The sequence below is a fragment of the Psychrobacter sp. SHUES1 genome (assembly GCF_001652315.1).
Lineage (GTDB): Bacteria > Pseudomonadota > Gammaproteobacteria > Pseudomonadales > Moraxellaceae > Psychrobacter > Psychrobacter faecalis.
Genome location: NZ_LXWA01000020.1, coordinates 1 through 17,867, shown reverse-complemented (window position 1 = coordinate 17,867; position 17,867 = coordinate 1). Strand labels below are relative to the sequence as shown.

General features: G+C 43.8%; 11 protein-coding genes. 6 read left to right on the top strand and 5 right to left on the bottom strand.

What is annotated here, in order from left to right; translation table 11 throughout:
• Nucleotides 1-197: 197 nt before the first annotated feature.
• The 3 genes from A7325_RS01345 to A7325_RS01330 all read right to left on the bottom strand — a co-directional run bounded on the left by A7325_RS01345 (nt 198) and on the right by A7325_RS01330 (nt 6,125).
• Nucleotides 198-1,457 (bottom strand): multidrug effflux MFS transporter, encoded by a 1,260-nt coding sequence (locus A7325_RS01345; protein WP_068403974.1) that lies wholly within the window; start codon nt 1,455-1,457, stop codon nt 198-200.
• A 259-nt stretch (nt 1,458-1,716) separates the two neighbouring features.
• Nucleotides 1,717-2,529: a crotonase/enoyl-CoA hydratase family protein gene (locus tag A7325_RS01335; protein WP_068403970.1), complete on the bottom strand. Its 813-nt coding sequence runs from the start codon at nt 2,527-2,529 to the stop codon at nt 1,717-1,719.
• 137 nt (nt 2,530-2,666) lie between these two features.
• Nucleotides 2,667-6,125, bottom strand: a complete 3,459-nt coding sequence (locus tag A7325_RS01330) for an ATP-binding protein (RefSeq protein WP_068403968.1) — start codon at nt 6,123-6,125, stop codon at nt 2,667-2,669.
• 456 nt (nt 6,126-6,581) lie between these two features.
• Between A7325_RS01330 and cysM the strand changes: the two genes are divergently transcribed.
• The 6 genes from cysM to A7325_RS01300 all read left to right on the top strand — a co-directional run bounded on the left by cysM (nt 6,582) and on the right by A7325_RS01300 (nt 14,770).
• Complete coding sequence (cysM, locus tag A7325_RS01325; RefSeq protein ID WP_068403966.1) at nt 6,582-7,550, top strand: cysteine synthase CysM; 969 nt, start codon at nt 6,582-6,584, stop codon at nt 7,548-7,550.
• 24 nt (nt 7,551-7,574) lie between these two features.
• Nucleotides 7,575-8,402, top strand: a complete 828-nt coding sequence (locus tag A7325_RS01320; RefSeq protein ID WP_068403964.1) for a 3'-5' exonuclease — start codon at nt 7,575-7,577, stop codon at nt 8,400-8,402.
• A 77-nt stretch (nt 8,403-8,479) separates the two neighbouring features.
• A complete protein-coding gene (rlmD, locus tag A7325_RS01315) occupies nt 8,480-10,021 on the top strand; it encodes a 23S rRNA (uracil(1939)-C(5))-methyltransferase RlmD (protein WP_068403962.1) in 1,542 nt (513 codons plus the stop codon).
• Between the two features lie 473 nt (nt 10,022-10,494).
• Complete coding sequence (locus tag A7325_RS01310) at nt 10,495-13,047, top strand: RelA/SpoT family protein (RefSeq protein WP_068403961.1); 2,553 nt, start codon at nt 10,495-10,497, stop codon at nt 13,045-13,047.
• A 64-nt stretch (nt 13,048-13,111) separates the two neighbouring features.
• On the top strand, nt 13,112-14,047 hold the full coding sequence (gene mutM, locus A7325_RS01305; RefSeq protein ID WP_068403960.1) for a bifunctional DNA-formamidopyrimidine glycosylase/DNA-(apurinic or apyrimidinic site) lyase: 936 nt from the start codon (nt 13,112-13,114) through the stop codon (nt 14,045-14,047).
• A 282-nt stretch (nt 14,048-14,329) separates the two neighbouring features.
• Nucleotides 14,330-14,770 carry a hypothetical protein gene (locus A7325_RS01300; RefSeq protein WP_068403959.1) on the top strand — a complete coding sequence of 147 codons (441 nt, stop codon included), beginning with the start codon at nt 14,330-14,332 and terminating at the stop codon, nt 14,768-14,770.
• A 107-nt stretch (nt 14,771-14,877) separates the two neighbouring features.
• Here A7325_RS01300 and mscL read toward each other — a convergent pair whose 3' ends face one another.
• Both mscL and typA read right to left on the bottom strand, forming a co-directional pair.
• Nucleotides 14,878-15,321 (bottom strand): large conductance mechanosensitive channel protein MscL, encoded by a 444-nt coding sequence (mscL, locus tag A7325_RS01295; protein WP_068403957.1) that lies wholly within the window; start codon nt 15,319-15,321, stop codon nt 14,878-14,880.
• A gap of 278 nt (nt 15,322-15,599) precedes the next feature.
• Nucleotides 15,600-17,447, bottom strand: a complete 1,848-nt coding sequence (gene typA / locus A7325_RS01290) for a translational GTPase TypA (protein WP_068403956.1) — start codon at nt 17,445-17,447, stop codon at nt 15,600-15,602.
• Nucleotides 17,448-17,867 lie beyond the last annotated feature (420 nt).

The window sequence follows — 17,867 nt, the reverse complement described above, 5'->3', positions numbered from 1 at the left end:
TTTGCAAATTAATCAAGTCGCCAAACACCCAGCAATTTTTTGCCATGATGTGTGTGTCATTGTTTGATGGGTTGATTTAAAAATAGAGCTATGATTTGAAAGTTCAGAATAATACTGAATGATAAAAATAGCTGGGCTGTATTTTACCATATAACGCTTAGCGACTGCTAGCGCTATTATGCATCGCTACCCTTCAATCACTCCGCAGTGTCCAAATCCAAATCACGGTCTATCTGCCAAATTAAATACGCCCCCAAACTCATGAGTACAAAGAGTGCAATACCAATTTTTAACACAGGATTAAGAGGGAATAAGTTTAATAATAAACCACCAAAAATACCGACCGAAAACATCAACGAGCCTTGCAAAGCACTGGCCATACCCGCACGGCGTTTTTGAAAAGCAAGGGCAATCGCCGAGGCGTTTGGCTGTGTCAGGCCCAAGCCCGCAATACAAAAGAAAATACAAGCTAAAACCAGCGGCAACCATGCATCCGTACCAAAAATAATACCGGTTACAAATAGCGCGGCGGCTGAGGTGACCTGCATCATTGCCCCAAATCGTAGAATACTTAAAATACGAAAACGATTAGTCAGCCATTGATTCAGCTGGGTCAAACCTACGAACCCTGCCGCATTCATCCCAAATAGCCAACCAAAATGCGTGGCCGAGACGCCATAGGTATCCATGATTAATTCAGAAGCTGAGCTGATATAGACAAACATCGCGCCCATTAATAAACCACCGCCTATCGCTGGATAGTTAAAGGTCGGGTCTTTTAATAAATCCCAATATTGACTGAGCACTTCTTTGGCAGGACGCACATTACGGTTTTCTTCAGTCAAGGTTTCAAAGAAGAAAAACTTGGTCAGTAATAAATTTAACGCCCCAAAAGCCGCCAAAAACCAAAAAATAGAATGCCAACTAAAGAACTTTAAAAATAAAGCACCAAGCGATGGTGCTAATATCGGCGCTAAGCCCATGACCAATATCATAATAGAAAAAGCTTTGGCGGTTTGTTTGGCAGTCAGGCGGTCACGTATTGCCGCACGCGTCACAACCGCTCCCACGCACGCGCCGAGCGCCTGAAAGGTTCGACCGATAAACAATACGTATTCATTATCGGTCGTCGCACAGACAATCGAGGCAATCACATATAAAATCATGCCCATATATAACGGTTTGACGCGACCGACGCGATCACTAAAGGGGCCATAAAACAGCTGACCAAATACTAAACCAAGAAAATAGGCTGGCACAGAGTTGGCCATAAAGGCGGTCGATACGCCAAAATCCTCTGCCATAGATGGCAATGCTGGCAAATACATATCAATCGATAATGGCCCGACTGCCACGATAAGCCCAAGCATCATAATCCATGCAACGGGCAAATCAGCAGAGCGCACTCGGTCAGCAGCATTGGGTTTATTGGGCAGGGAGGGTTTTGGAGCAGACATAATGAGACCATATGATAGAGGAAGGATTATTTTATTATTGATACGTGGTTTGTTGGGTAATTTTAATCGACTTTTATTGCAAAACAAGCCTTTTAAAAATACCGTCTATAAACAAGCAGCAACGCAAACACAGCAACGTAAACAGATAAAAAAACAGATAGTGCTATATTGCACTATCTGCTTGTAATTCAATAGATGCTTGATGTGAATAAAATAGACCTATCTCACTCAAATACAGTGGCCAAATATGGCTGATTTTTTAACGAAATTGACGTTTGCCAAAAGCGGTACTGGCTTGTTTGGCTTTTCTAAGCGCCAGTTTACGGTTGCGACCAAACATCATTTTTAACTGCCAAAATTTTTCTTTATATAGCGTTGTAGCTGGCTGCTGGAACATCGCATTGATAACGCGCTTGCTTGCCAGCACTGCATCGGGTGAGCGCTCAGCAAACTCGGTGGCAAGCTTTTGCGCCTGCTCAAGCGGCGTCTCACTACAATGGCTGACCAAGCCAAGTGCTTGGGCTTCCTCGGCATTGACGGTACGCGCGGTCATTGCCAGCTCCTTTAAGACATCAGCGCGTACGACGCCAAACCCTGATTGCGTTAAGCCCATGTCAGGTACGAGCCCCCACTTAGCTTCCATAATAGACAATTTACACTCAGGATGGCTGATACGCACATCACAAGCTAGCGCCAGTTGTAAGCCCGCGCCAATACAATAGCCTTCTAAAACAGCAATCACTGGTACAGGCACTTCACGCCAAACCAAGCAGACGCGTTGAAAGAGACTTTGCCAAGGTTTAACCAGCTCCCATAGCGCAAACGCTTGGTTTTTAGGATGGTTTAAATCGCCCAAATCGATACCAGCACAAAAAGTGCCTTCCGCGCCGTCAAGAATCACCGCGCGTACCGCTTTATCTTTACTGATGCGCCCTGCGACCGCAATCAACTCTTGCACCACTTTAAAACTCATAGCGTTCTTTTTTTCCGGTCGATTAATAGTCACCGTTATTATATTGTCGGTGGCGCTGACTTGTAATGTCTCATACTGGTAAGTGGCAATAGCGTGCATAGTCATCCTTAATAATAAATAAAACAACTGGAATGTTGGTACTCAGATTAATATTAACAGCCTTGCACTCGCCCTTCCTTATCAATAACTGACTACTAGGGTATCGTTTATACTCAGTGGTTTTATGATTATCAGCTTTAAATCATTTTCCACGTCATATCATTTTCACTTAGACGATGATAATTAAGCTGCGGATACGCCGATAAATCCAGTGTTTGTAGATTGTTTAACGCCGTCAATAACGCTTCATAATAAGGCTCTAACATCGCAAACTGAGCCGGCGTGGTATGTTGAATATTTAATAAGCATTTATCTTCTAAGTCTTGGCTGGCTTGACGTAGCTGCGGCACGCCGGTATAACGACTGCCACCTAAGATACGATGGGCAATTTGCGCCAGCGCGCTACGGTTACGAGTGTCCCATGCCTGCATCAATGCTTGCTTTTCATCATTGATGGTATCGAGCATCATAATGATGAGCTTGGCAGCCAAATCGGGTTTATTGGCTGAGCGCGTCAACGCATCTTGCCAATTTAAAATCTCCGAGGTATCAAGGGCATTTGCGCCCAAGTCCGTACTACTTTGCCCGTGTGCAGTATTTACTGCTTGCTCATCTTTAGCACGCTCTGGCATTTGATAAGGCAGATAAGATAAGGGTGCTTGCCCCTGCCCTTGATAATGCAGATTCTCATAGTGTGGCTTTTCATAGCGTGGTTTCTCGTAACGTGACTGGGTTTCGCGTCTATAATCTTCACGAGGCTGACTGTCACGCAAATAGTTATCGCGGATTTTCTTCAGTGATAAAGGACGGGTAATTTTTGCCGGACTCTTCACTTTATTATCAGAACTTGTATTGGCGATATGATTATCCTCGTTATCTTTGAGCAAAGGATAGGTTGGCATTGTCAAATCTGCGTAAGACGTCAAGGCGTTTTGATTTACCCCATTTTGTAAGTCAGCGCTGTACAAGTTATCGCTATGAATAGTGGTTAATGGCGGCACTGAATCGGTACGACCAAGCCATTTTTGCAGCACTTGTAGTAACTGTGGCTGGCTAATAGGCTTGCCGACATAATCATTGATGCCGCTCGCAATCAGCTTATCGCGCTCATCGGCTAAGCCATGGGCCGTTAAGGCGATAATCGGAATGTGATGATCAGGGGTTTCGATATTACGGATTTGCCGCGCTGCTTCATGCCCTGACATACGCGGCATTTGAATATCCATAAATATCAAATCGATACTGTTTTTATGTGCCGCATTGCCTTTATCATCCGTCGTAGCATCGTCAAGATGTAACGAGTTAACCGCCGATTTACTAGCATCATCACGCGCTTCGGCTTTAGATATCTGGGTCTTTTTCGACAGACTTTGACTGTCAGCTTTAGCAGTTTTGATATGCTTAGTTTGCTGTTTACTGATGATTTCTATCGCATCAAAACCGCTGCTGGCGGTAATGACATGGATACCAAGTTCACTTAGCAGCGCATCAAGCACCAACAAGTTTGGCAGATGGTCGTCGACAGCCAAGACGGTCACGCCCTTCCAGCGCGGCTCTTGAACGCCACTCGGGGCGCTGCGTTTCTGCGTATCAAGCATGGCATAGAGCTGTCTTTTATCCAATGGCTCATACAAAATATTGGCATGATAACGATTGAGCAGTGCTTGGTCGGCGGCAACTTGATAGCCAAATACCGCCAGCTTTCCTTGATAGTGCAGGCGAATCTGTTTGAGTAGCGCCATCATATCGTCTTGGGTATCGTCATCAACGATGACCCAATCCCAATAATTGCCGCGCTCTTTAAGCGACTCAAGCACACCCGGTAAAGAATTGGCTTGGGTTAGGGTGATCGGTAAGTGTTGTAAGCTGGCTTTGAGCACCTGAATCGACGCGGTATGATTGATCCAGACCAGCACATTAAACTCGTCTGTATCGCTGGCAAGTGGCGCGAGCACTGGCAATTCAATCGTTTGCCCAGTTGCCGCTTCCAAGACATCGACATGGGCTGGCATTCGAAACCAAAACGTCGCTCCTTGATTAGAGATGTTTTCTTGCACATTGTCATAAAAGCCAATGTCGCCGCCCATCAGTCGCGTTAATTGCTTGGAGATGACCAAACCCAAACCGGTACCGCCGTATTGCCGCGTAATCGACGGATCGCCTTGGCTAAAGCTTTGAAAGAGCATTTTTTGATCTGATAAAGAAATGCCTTTACCGCTGTCTTGCACACTAATCATCAAATAATTGTCGCGATGATCATCCAAGCTCACGCGTACAACCACATCGCCACTATCGGTAAATTTAATCGCATTACCGACGATATTGGTCAGTACTTGCTTAAGGCGCAACGCATCGCCGTTGATGCGCATCGGCACGTCGTTATAAAACAATACCGCCATGCGCAGACCTTTTTCAGCAGCGACCGGCGATAGCATATCGACCACGTCATAGATGGTGTCATAAAGGTCAAACTCATGACGATCAAGGACCAATTTACCCGCTTCAATTTTAGAGAAATCCAAGACATCGTTCACGAGCGCCAACAGATGCGCTGACGATTTACGGATGGTTTGCACGTACAAATCTTGTTCAGGGTTGAGCTCACCGTGCCGCGCCAGCAAATTAATAAAACCATCAATACTGTTTAACGGTGTACGTAATTCATGGCTGATATTGGCCAAAAATGCCGATTTTGCTTGGCTGGTTGAAATCGCCGCATCGCGCGCATTACGGATAGAGATATTCTGCATTTCCATCTCATCAAATGCCAAGCGCAAATCATCTTCGGTCTGCTCGGCATGATCTTTTAAATCTTGGAAGCTGGCATGTAGGCGGCGTAACGTCCTGACCAGATCTTGCTGCAATAAATTCAGCTCGCCATTTGATTCGACCGGAATAGGCTGATAAAGATTGTCGACATGGGTACGTTGTAATTGCAAACGCAGCTCGTAAATTGGCGCAATCCAACGTTTTGAGTAAATATTTAAGCTCAATAACAAAATTAAAATCGTAAATAAACCCGTAATCGCGAGCGCCATAGCGATACGATAACGGGCAATATAAAGTGGCTCATTATCCATATCAATCATAAGCCACAATTGCTGCCCGTCAAATTCTCCCAAGCTACTGCCGTAAGCGGTGCCAATGGGCGTTGGTTGTTGCGATAAAAAACGCTCTGCAGATTCTATCAGCGGCCAAGCTTCCTCAGTGCCATAACCGACGCTTGCCAGCACTTCATTATTTTGATTGATAATTGCAATACGCTGGACATGCTGCTCGGACTGCATACGTCCGAGCCTATCTTGAATATCTTCTAAGGCCGCTAGCGCCGCTTGCGGGTTGTCCGCTGCCTTATTTTTATCATCGCTATTGTCTTCCTGTTGCTCTAATAACTCAGGAACCAGCTCCGCAATCGTTGGCGTATAACGAATCAGTACCGCCTCTGCTAACGCCTCTTGTTCTGAATTACTGGCGCGCATGGTTTCGTAAAATACCAAAATGCCACCGACTGCTGCCAATAAACAAATCGGCAAAAACACCAATATAATCAGCTGACCATAAGCACTACTGGTATCAAAACGTTTTTTGTAAGCCATGCTGGGTTTATTCTCCACTGATTTTAGCGCTAAATATTATTACTGATGAATACTATTATTGATAAACACTGTACGGTGCGCTTAGGTATTCATTATTGATTAAGCATTAAAGATAAGCCATCAAAAATGACTTGCGATTATCTTAGCAGGATTCTAACGAGTGCGGTTAACCATTCCTTGGCAAACTTTTATTGCCTCACTTGCTCTTTCGCTTTTATTGTTCAAAGGCGATTACTAAAGGGTCAGCTTTTCGTATTTTGTTCATGCCTATTTGTTTATGCAGATAAGTACACTGCTTATCCTCAATAAAAATTTATGCATTAAGCGCAGGCGAAAACAAAATGATATAATGACGCAACTTTTTATTGACCACAATCAATCCCTAACGGTCATCAAGTACTGACCTGCTATTTAAACAGCGCCTATTAAAAAACTAATAATCGATAAGGATACCTTATGTCCGCTACGGCCCAGTCAAACGCCAATTTTATTACGCAAATCACTGACCTTGCCGATTGCGTGGGTAAGACGCCTTTGGTCAAATTAAATCGCCTGCCTGAGCAAGAGCAGATTGCCAATGGCGCGGTATTGCTCGCCAAACTCGAAGGCAATAATCCTGCTGGCTCGGTAAAAGACCGTCCGGCATTTAATATGATTTATCAAGCTGAGCAGCGCGGTGATATTAAACCTGGCGATATGCTCATTGAAGCGACCAGCGGCAATACGGGCATTGCTTTGGCGATGGTGGCGGCGATGCGTGGCTATCCAATCACCCTGTTTATGCCAACCAACTCGACTCAAGAGCGTAAAGATGCGATGGCCGCTTATGGTGCGACGCTTATCGAGGTCGACGAAGGCATAGAAGCTTCGCGTGATATGGCGCTACAAATGCAAGCCGACGGTAAAGGTATTGTACTCGATCAGTTTAACAATCCTGATAATAAACAAGCGCACTATTTGACCACCGGCCCTGAGCTGTGGGCGCAAACGGACGGTAAAATCACCCATTTTATCAGCTCGATGGGCACCACAGGTACTATCACTGGCGTTGCGCAATATCTTAAAGAGCAAAACCCTGACATTAAAGTCATCGGTCTACAACCTGACGAAGAAGCATCTATCGCTGGCATCCGCCGCTGGCCTGCCGCTTATATGCCTGGTATTTTTGAAGCAGATTTGGTTGATGAGATCATGGATGTTGATCAGCGGGTCGCTGAAGTTTATATGCGTAAATTGGCGAAAACTGAAGGCATTTTTGCTGGTGTGTCATCAGGTGCAGCGGCATGGGCCGCTACCGAAGTCGCAAAAGCAAATCCTGATGCCGTGATTGCTTTTATCGTTTGCGATCGCGGTGATCGTTATTTATCGACGGGCCTATATAATGTGAATGACGCTGACGACAGCACGGATAACGCCACCCCATAAGCTTATAAATAGGCAGGATTATTTATGTCAAACGCCCTTTCGTCCAGACCTATCTTGGTCTTTGATATTGAAACGGTTGCCGATACCGAGGCTGCCCGCCGTATCTATCCGCAGTTGGCTGAGCTAAATGATGCCGATGCTTTAAACGCATTGACAGCGCTGCGTGTCCAAGAAGCAAGTCACGATTTTATGCGTTTGCCCTTGCAGCGTATTGTCTGTATCTCTGCGCTCTATATTAAAGACGGCAAATTTTCCCTGTTTTCTTTGACCGCCGATAAGTTTAGCGAAAAAGACATACTGAGCAAGTTTTTTCGCGCGTTCAGTGACCTTGAAAAGCTGCCACAGCTGATTAGTTGGAACGGTTCAGGCTTTGATATCCCGGTGCTTATTTATCGCGCGATGCAGTATGACTTATCGGCGCCGTGGTTATTTGAAGAAGGCGAGCGTATCAAAAACATGCGCTTTGATAATTACGTTAATCGCTTCCACAGTCGTCATCTTGATTTGATGGACAGATTTAGCCAATACGGTGCCAGCCGCCGCGAAGCCATGGATATCGTCGCCAGTCTTTATGGCTTGCCCGGTAAAACCGATGTCGATGGCAGTATGGTTGGCGAGTTGGTGAGCAATGGTGATTGGCAAACGTTGTCAATATATTGCGAATCTGATGTGATGAATACTTGGCTGATTTATTTGCGCTGGCTGCGATTGACAGGGCAATTGTCCTCAGCAGATTTTGAGGCATGGCAGCAGCAAAGTCGTGATTATTTAGCAAGTTATACCCAAGCAGATGGCAGTCCTCGCCATCATGAGTTTATTGCTGATTGGTCCTCGGCGCCTGCGCCACACTAGACATCTTAACGACAACGGCTCCCTCATTTTTAGTTATTTACCCTTTATTGCTTATTATTTATTATTAAGGCAGGTTTATGCAGCCCACCGACCCAAAAGATTCTACCACTCTAAACGCCAACCAACAGCCTAACGAGACTCAGACCATTACTATGCCGCCAAGTAAGAAAAAATCCAAGCCTTCGTCAAAAACCCGTCGCCGTTTAAAAGATGCTGAGCCATTACCCTTTAAAATAGATGGCTTGTCGCATGATGGTCGCGGTGTTGCTATTTATGGCAATGGTTTCGGTGAAGCCGACGGTCATATCGAAGACAAACATGGCAAAAAGATTTTTGTCAGCTTTGCGCTACCCGGTGAAAGCGCCTTAGTCAAAATCACCAATAGCCGTAGCAGTTTTGAAGAAGGCGATGCGGTGAGCATTACTGCCAATCCAAACCCTGAGCGCGCAGTAGCGCCCTGCCCGCATTTCGGTGTTTGCGGTGGCTGTAGCTTGCAACATTGGCAGCCCGATGGTCAGATCAACTTTAAGCAATCTGTGCTTGCTGAATTGCTTATGCATCAAGCCAATGTCGAGCCCGATCACTGGCTCGCGCCCGTGGTTGGTGATCGCTTAGGTTACCGTACCAAAGCGCGACTCGGCGTGCGTTATGTCGCCAAAAAAGAAACCGCCTTGGTTGGTTTCCGTGAGCGCTCAAGTAACTTCTTAGCGGAATTAAATGAGTGCCATATCTTAGACCCACGTATTGGTTTTGAGATTGAGAATCTAAAAGCGCTTATCAGCACGCTTGAGAGTCGTGACAAGATTGCTCAGCTTGAATTAGCCATGGGCGAAGCGCTACCAGAGCTACCTGATGGTAATCAACCGGTTGCACTGATTGTACGTAATTTGGCACCATTATCAGATGCCGATATTGAAAAATTAAAAACCTTTTTCGCAGCGCGCAATTGGCAGCTCTATTTACAATCAAAAGGCGCCGATAGCATTCAGCGTATTGCCTTGAGTGACAATGACGATATGACTGAGCAGTTTGGGCGCTTGTATTATCAATTGCCTGAGTATGATTTGACCTTTGAATTTATTCCGACCGACTTTACTCAAGTTAATTTATCGGTCAATCGTCAAATGACCAAGCTTGCTTGTGATTTGTTAGACTTAAAAGCGGGCGAGCGGGTGCTCGATTTGTTCAGTGGTTTGGGTAACTTTAGCTTACCACTCGCGCGTTTGGTCGGCGAAACTGGCGCGGTGGTTGGTGTCGAAGGCAGTGAAGCCATGACCGCTCGCGCGGCCGATAATGCACGCCGTAACGGTATTACTAATACGGATTTTTATAGCCAAGATTTAACGCAAGATTGCACCGATAAACCTTGGGCCAATCAAGGCTTTGACGCGCTACTCATTGACCCACCGCGTTCGGGCGCTTGGGAGATTATGCAGTATCTGCCAAAGTTCAATGCCGAGCGTATTGTCTATGTCTCTTGTAACCCTGCTACCCTCGCCCGCGATACCAAAGCTTTGTTAGAGCAAGGCTATCGTTTGACGCATGCAGGCGTGATGGATATGTTCTGTCATACCGGTCACGTCGAATCTATTGCGCGCTTTGAGAAAGTTGCAGTTTAGCGTCAGCTGTAGTAGTGCTGATATTTTAAAACAAGAGGTTTAAAAAAATATATTTTAGCGCAGCGTATTTTAACACACGCTACGCTATAGTATGAAAACAACGTATGACAGGTATAAATAAGCACAACCTTTTTGACCCTATTACTTTAGATAAAGTGGCTTAAATGCCAGGGTTAAACAGGCGTTATGTTATCGAAAGCGACATTATCATTACAGAGCCTTGCTTGATTTGTCATTATGAAATGAGATAATAACAGCCAATATATTTAGACTTTCTTCAACAAGATATCGTGAGTATTCTTTATCCTTACTCAGCGCTTTATATATTATTTATGTCTGTCATTTATAGCTGCTAAAAATGGATTTTTTAGCGGCTGAATTGATTTATAGCTGACACTTTACCTATGGAAACCTAAAAGTGTGGTTGGTAAATGGGCTTTTAATCAATTTAGAATAGCTAAGAGGAGTGGGCTATGGTAAAAATTCGTGAAGGGCTACCGCTGGTAGATGGACAAACCACGCAAGCCGATAGCGCAACATTGGCCGCACAACTGGTCGCGAGCCAACGCTCTCATCAGTCTGCCAATAGCTATGCCCAAATTCCACACGATATCAAATATCAGCTGTCCACTCATAAACTGCATACCACCTTTGATCGCTCCGCGCAGTATGCTTATCACAGCCATGACCCCAACCTCGAAGATGAGTATTTAGATAATCAACTGCTGGATGATGCCAATGCGCTTTCGGCACAAGAACTAGAAGCCATTGATTTAGATCAGATAAATATCGACGTCCCTACTTGGCTGGATAATGTTGCCAAGCGTATCGGGCAAGAGTCTGTGCCCAATCTTGCTAGCGCTTGCGAGTTTATCCGCAGTCACATGAATACCAGCGAATCTGAGCGTTCAGGCGCTTACGTCACCGGTATTGCCATGACCGATATCTTGACTTACCTTTATCAAGATGAAAATGCGCTTGTCGCCGCGATGCTTTATCGTAGCGCCCGCAAATCGATTATTAGCCTCGCGGAAATTGAAAAAAAATTCGGTGCCGATATCTCAACCTTGGTTAAAGATACCTTGGCAATGGGAAAACTGTCGGAAATCATCGAAAGCAATAAGCGCTTAGAAGACCATTTCGTTAATAATCAGCGTGATCAGCTCTCCAACATTTATAGCATGCTCATCTCAGTCACCAACGATGTACGCGTGGTGCTGATTAAATTGGCTGAGCGTACCTTTGCCATGCGCGAACTGACTTTTTCTGGTGAAGAACGACAATATCGGGTCGCGCGTGAGGTTATGACCATTTATGCGCCATTGGCTCACAGACTGGGCATTGCCCAATTAAAATGGGAGCTAGAAGACTTAGCCTTTCGCTATCTGGCGCCAGAACGTTATAAAGAAATTGCCAAACTGTTATCAGAAAAACGCAGCGAACGTGAATCCTATATCCAGCGCGTCCAAGATAAGCTTAATGAAGCATTAGCGGAAGCGGGTATCGAAGGCGAGGTATCAGGCCGCGTCAAGCACATCTACTCTATTTACCGAAAAATGAAGCTCAAAGGTTTATCTTTTGATCAGCTGTATGACATTCGTGCGCTACGGGTCTTGGTCAATAATCCTTCAGATTGCTATCACGTGTTGGGCTTGGTACACGGTTTATGGCGCTATATCCCTGAGCAATTTGACGATTATATTACCAATCCAAAATCAAATGGTTATCGCTCGCTTCATACCGCCGTTATTGCCGAAAATAAATCGCTTGAAGTACAAATTCGCACCCAAGAAATGCACTTTGAAGCCGAGCTTGGCATGTGTGCGCATGTTAATTATAAAGAAGGGCTAAAAAATAAAAAGGACAATTACCTTAACCAAAGAATCAGCTCATTACGTCAGCTCTTATCGATTAATAACGAAACGCGCAATCAGCCGCGCTCAGCATTACTGACCGGCGAAGAATTAGAAGAAATCGAGTTCGACGATGATGAGCAGTTGGTTGATTTTGATGAGCTCGAGCGTATTTATATCTTTAGTCGTGATGGCGATATTACAGAATTACCAAAAGGTGCCACTGTACTGGACTTTGCTTATTATGTACACACGCAAGTCGGTAACCGAGCGCAAGCGGCGCGCGTCAATCAGCGCTATGTGCCGCTGACTTACCAGTTAAAAACGGGTGAACAAGTTGAGATTATCACCAAAGCCTCGCGTGAACCCAATCGCGATTGGCTAGTCGCCTCGCTCGGTTATATTCATACCAACCGCGCGCGCTCAAAACTGCGTCAATGGTTCAATAAGCAAGACCGCGATAAAAATATCGAGATAGGTCGCCAAATGCTCAGTAAAGAGCTTGAGCGCTTATCGGTGCACCCAAACAGTATTGATTTAAACGATTATATCCAGCATTTTAACGTCAATAATACCGATGATATCGTGGTTGGTTTGGTCACGGGTGATATCAGTCTTAATCAGTTGACCAGTCACATTTCTCGCCAGTTAGATTTAGAGCCTGAAAAACCTGAGGAAGATTTCACCCCAAGTATCGATACAAGAAATGCGGGGAAACTTGACGCTTATAAAATTCGTATCGATGGTTTGGATAATATCGAGATTAATTTAGCGGGCTGCTGCCATCCTGTCCACGGTGAACCTATCGCAGGCTACATTACTTTATCGCGCGGCGTCAGCGTGCATAACCGCGGTTGTCCCGAGTACCTACGCTTGATTGAACGGGATCCTGAGCGCGAAATTGAAGCCGCTTGGACAGTTAAAGCTGGTCGTTATCAGCCGGTAGATATCCATGTCGAAGCCTATGACCGGCGCGGGCTACTGCGTGATTTGACCCAAATTATTGATAAAGAAAACGTCAATATTCGTCAGGTTGAAACGCTCAGTAACGATGACAATATCGCCTTTTTAAAGTTTCATGTTGAAGTTTCAGGGCTGGCACATTTGTCTAAGTTACTGGCCAAGCTCGAGCAGCAACATGGTATCTTGCATGCTCGCCGTGCTGTTGTTTGATAGCTTAAACTTTAAAATTTTTGTAAATAACCTTTATATATAATAGAGTCTGATAAAAAATACTATGCCTGAGTTGCCGGAAGTAGAAACCACCAAAACCAGCCTGACACCTTTATTAGGTCAACAAGTGGTCGATGTCAAAGTTTTTCAACCAAAGCTACGCTGGTCGATGCCCGATGATTTAAACCAACTGGTTGATTATACTTTGGACAGTGTCGAGCGCCGAGCGAAGTATTTAATCCTAAATTTTATACCGCTCACTTCTGTTAATACCAACGCTTCTATTCAGCCAAATAGCTTAACACCGCGCCAACTTTTGATTCACCTTGGTATGTCGGGTAGCTTACAGCAACACAGCCATGGCACCGATAAACGTAAACATGACCATTTAGTGGTAACATTTAGCGGCGATGATAATAGCCAAACACAGCTACATTATTATGATCCGAGGCGATTTGGCTCAGTGCTATGGTTTAAAGATTACGGTTCTAAGCTTTTAGATCATTTGGGTCCCGAGCCATTATCAGCAGACTTTACCGCTGATTACTTATATCATTTAATTCAGCGCTTGGACAATCCAAACCAAACCTCGGATAACAACATAGCTCACAAAACCAATAGCAAGCAGCCTATCAAGCGCGCGATTAAATCAGTAATTATGGAGCAGCAAGTGGTTGTTGGCGTTGGTAATATTTATGCAACTGAAAGCCTTTATTTATCAGGTATTCATCCGGCAACACCAGCTAATGAAGTATCTCATGAGCAAATAGTTATCTTGGTTGAGCATATCAAAGCCATTTTAAAAAAGGCCATCACGCTAGGTGGTTCCACATTACGCGATTTTACCGTTGCCAGCGGTCAAACCGGCTACTTCCAGCAAACATTAAATGTTTATGGTAGACAGGGCGAAACCTGTCCGCATTGCGATACGCTATTAGAAAATATTAAGTTAAATGGGCGTGCCAGTGTCTTCTGTCCTAACTGTCAGCCTACCGAATGATGCATTTTCTAAATAGCTCCAAAATAAAGATTTAAAAAGTCTGTACAGTTCTGAAGCTATATACTCGAAATATTTTTTGCAGATAAAGATATTCTGCGCATTTTTGTTGCTTATTAACTTACATCTTGCTTTAATAGGGCTGATACTGTCTTTTATAGTGCAAGGTATTTGTATAAGCAAGATATTAAGAATACTTATTAATATCTATCGTTGTCGCATTATTTCTATATGAAAATAGCAGCAGCTATGAACCATATTTTTTATGAGTTTTAGGATATCATCATGAGCGCTCCAGCTAAAATGAAACGCACAGCTAAATATAAACTACTTACCATGATGGCAAGCATAAGCTTGATTTTTGCTGGCATGCAGCCCGCTCTAGCCGCGATAGAAATTGATGAAACGGATTTTGGCCCCTCTTATGAAACGATGGTCGTTGATACTATTGTCGGTAAACCATTACAGCTGGTGACCGCTGTGGCAGGCACTGCCGCTTATCTTGTCAGTCTGCCCTTCTCGCTTATCGGCGGTAACGCCGACCAAGCACAGCAGAAATTATTCGTTGAACCTTGGGATGCCATGGGACGCTGCCTAGGCTGTACAGTTGCCGAAGACAACTATTATAAGTCGCAAGTCGTTGACAATAATGTCGTCCGCATTGTAGTCGATGGTCCTTCAGAAATCTTGATTAATACCAATGACTATGTGGTAGTTAGGCCTTAGGTTATAAAATAATAAAATAATCATCGAATTTAACCGTTCTTAGATTAAAATAAAAAAAGCTAACTTCTTGTTAGCTTTTTTTATTACCGCAAGTAAATGACATAATCTTATTTTGAAATATTAGAGTTACCAAGTTTAGCGCTAATCTCACGCAGCAGCTGTACTTCTTCTGACGGTCCTTTCACCGCTTCTTCCACTTCATCTTTACGACGTAATCTATTTACCATTTTGACCATCATAAAGATGATAAACGCCAAAATTAGGAAGTTAATCAATACTGTGATAAAGCTACCATAAGCCAACACTGGTACACCTGCTGCCTTGAGTGCATCATAAGTCATGGCCACACCTTCAGGCGCATCACCTAATATAAAAAACATGTTTTTGAAATTAATTTCGCCGCCGGCAATAAAAGCAACGATAGGCATAATAATGTCTTCAACCAAAGAAGTCGTAATAGTCGCAAAAGCGCCACCAATGATGACTCCGACTGCTAGGTCCATTACGTTACCTTTTAAAGCAAATTCCTTAAACTCAGATACCATACTCATGATGTCACTCCTTGAAAGTTTAATTAATTATCATATAGATGATGAACCAAATTTTCCGATATTGATTTTTTAAACCTGTCTAAATAAATAACACTCATTGATTAGATCATTTTTATTATATATGAAAACCAAGCACAAAAAAAAGCAATATAAAGTGAACTTTACTCTGCTCACCTTATACTGCTAATTTTCAATATTAAAGCCAATCATGAACCATTAGCTTTGAGTGCTTTTTTAATATTGAAAATATAAATTACCAAGTAATTTACGTATCGATATTAAGCGTTTTTCTTGCGACCATGACGCTTACGTTCATTTTCAGTCAAATAACGCTTACGCAGACGTATGGCTTTTGGCGTTACTTCTACTAATTCGTCATCTTGAATGAATTCAAGCGCTTGCTCAAGGGTAAATTTAACCGCTGGCGTCAGCGTCAACGCTTCATCAGTACCACTGGCACGGACGTTGGTTAACTGTTTAGCAGTCGTTGGGTTCACAACCATATCATCATTACGAGAGTTCAAACCAACAATCATACCTTCGTAAACTTCAAGCTGTGGCTCAGCGAACAATTTACCACGTTTTTGTAGGTTAAATAGAGCGAAACCTAAGCAAACACCATTGGCCATAGAAACCAATACGCCGTTTGAACGACCACCAACATCACCAATCTTTTGTGGACCGTAATGTGAGAAGCTTGAAGTCATGATACCAGTGCCCGAGGTCAAGGTTAAAAACTCTGAACGGAAACCAATCAAACCACGTGCAGGCATAGTCGCTTCAATACGCATACGACCTTTACCATCAAGCTCCATATTGGTCATCTCGCCTTTACGCAAGCCGACTTGTTCCATAATTGGACCTTGATGCGCGTCTTCAATATCAAAAACAACGTTTTCATATGGTTCTTGTAGCTTGCCATCCACTTCTTTCACAATAACTTCTGGACCTGATACGCCAAGCTCAAAACCTTCGCGGCGCATGTTTTCGATCAATACTGATAAATGCAGCTCACCACGACCTGATACTTTAAATTTATCTGGAGACTCGGTATCTTCTACACGTAGTGCCACGTTGTGAATCAATTCACGCTCAAGACGCTCACGAATATTACGTGACGTCACAAATTTACCTTCACGGCCCGCAAATGGTGAGTTATTCACTTGGAAGTTCATCGATACCGTTGGCTCATCGACAGTCAATGCTGGCAATGCTTCAACATGGTTAGGGTCACAAATGGTGTCTGAAATATTTAGCGCATCAATACCGGTAATACAAACGATATCGCCCGCTTGCGCATCGTCTACTTCAATACGCTCAAGACCGTGATAACCCATGATTTTTAGGATACGACCGTTACGCGTTTTACCATTTTTATCAATGACAGTCACAGGCGTATTGGTTTTAACTTTACCGCGCTGAATACGGCCAATACCGATAACGCCAACGAAGCTGTTATAGTCAAGGCTAGAAATTTGCATGCGGAAAGGTGCATCTGCATCGACTTGCGGTGGCTGTACCACATCAACGATGGTTTTAAACAACGGCGTCATGTCATCCGCTAAATTATCTGCTTCCAAACCAGCAATACCGTTTAAGGCAGATGCATAAACCACTGGGAAATCTAATTGCTCGTCAGTAGCACCCAAATTATCAAATAGATCAAAGATTTGATCCATTACCCAATCAGGGCGTGAACCAGGACGGTCGATCTTATTAATAACCACAATCGGTTTTAGACCTTGCTCAAACGCCTTTTGAGTGACAAAACGCGTTTGTGGCATTGGACCATCAACACCGTCAACAACTAATAATACGCAGTCAACCATTGACATAACGCGTTCAACTTCGCCACCAAAGTCGGCGTGACCTGGGGTGTCGACGATATTAATACGGTATTCAGTACCATCAGTGTCATCTGTCCACCGGATGGCCGTATTTTTTGCCAAAATAGTAATACCACGTTCTTGCTCAATATCACCTGAATCCATTGCGCGTTCCGCAATGTTTGCACGGTCGCCAAAAGTACCAGATTGATGTAATAACTTATCAACCAAAGTGGTTTTACCGTGGTCAACGTGGGCAATAATTGCAATGTTACGCAGGTGTTTGATATCGTTCGCCATATAAAATGCTCGTTTCGTCTTAAAAAATGCAGTAGCAGTAAGCACCGCTGGATAAACTGTTGCCACCAGTCAGGTAGACATGATTACTTTATGATTAAATGATTGCGCGATAGGCAAATTAGTTAATATTAGTAAAATCAATTACCTACGCTGATAAATCCATCGTACAGATAGCTATGCTGATGTACACTTTGTCAATTTACAAAGTGTTTGGGTCGCTAGTATAACATTATTGCGCTATCAATTTATGCAATAACTTACTTTTCTGAGTGTATAAATAAAAAAAAGCCACCCAAAGGATTAATGCCAGTCAGTTAACGCTGACTGGTATTTTTTTTGGGATATTTTTGTGGTTTACCCTTAACTACCCTCGGGCAAGATCGCTTTCTACGTTCAGGAATGACAAACAATTTTCCTTCC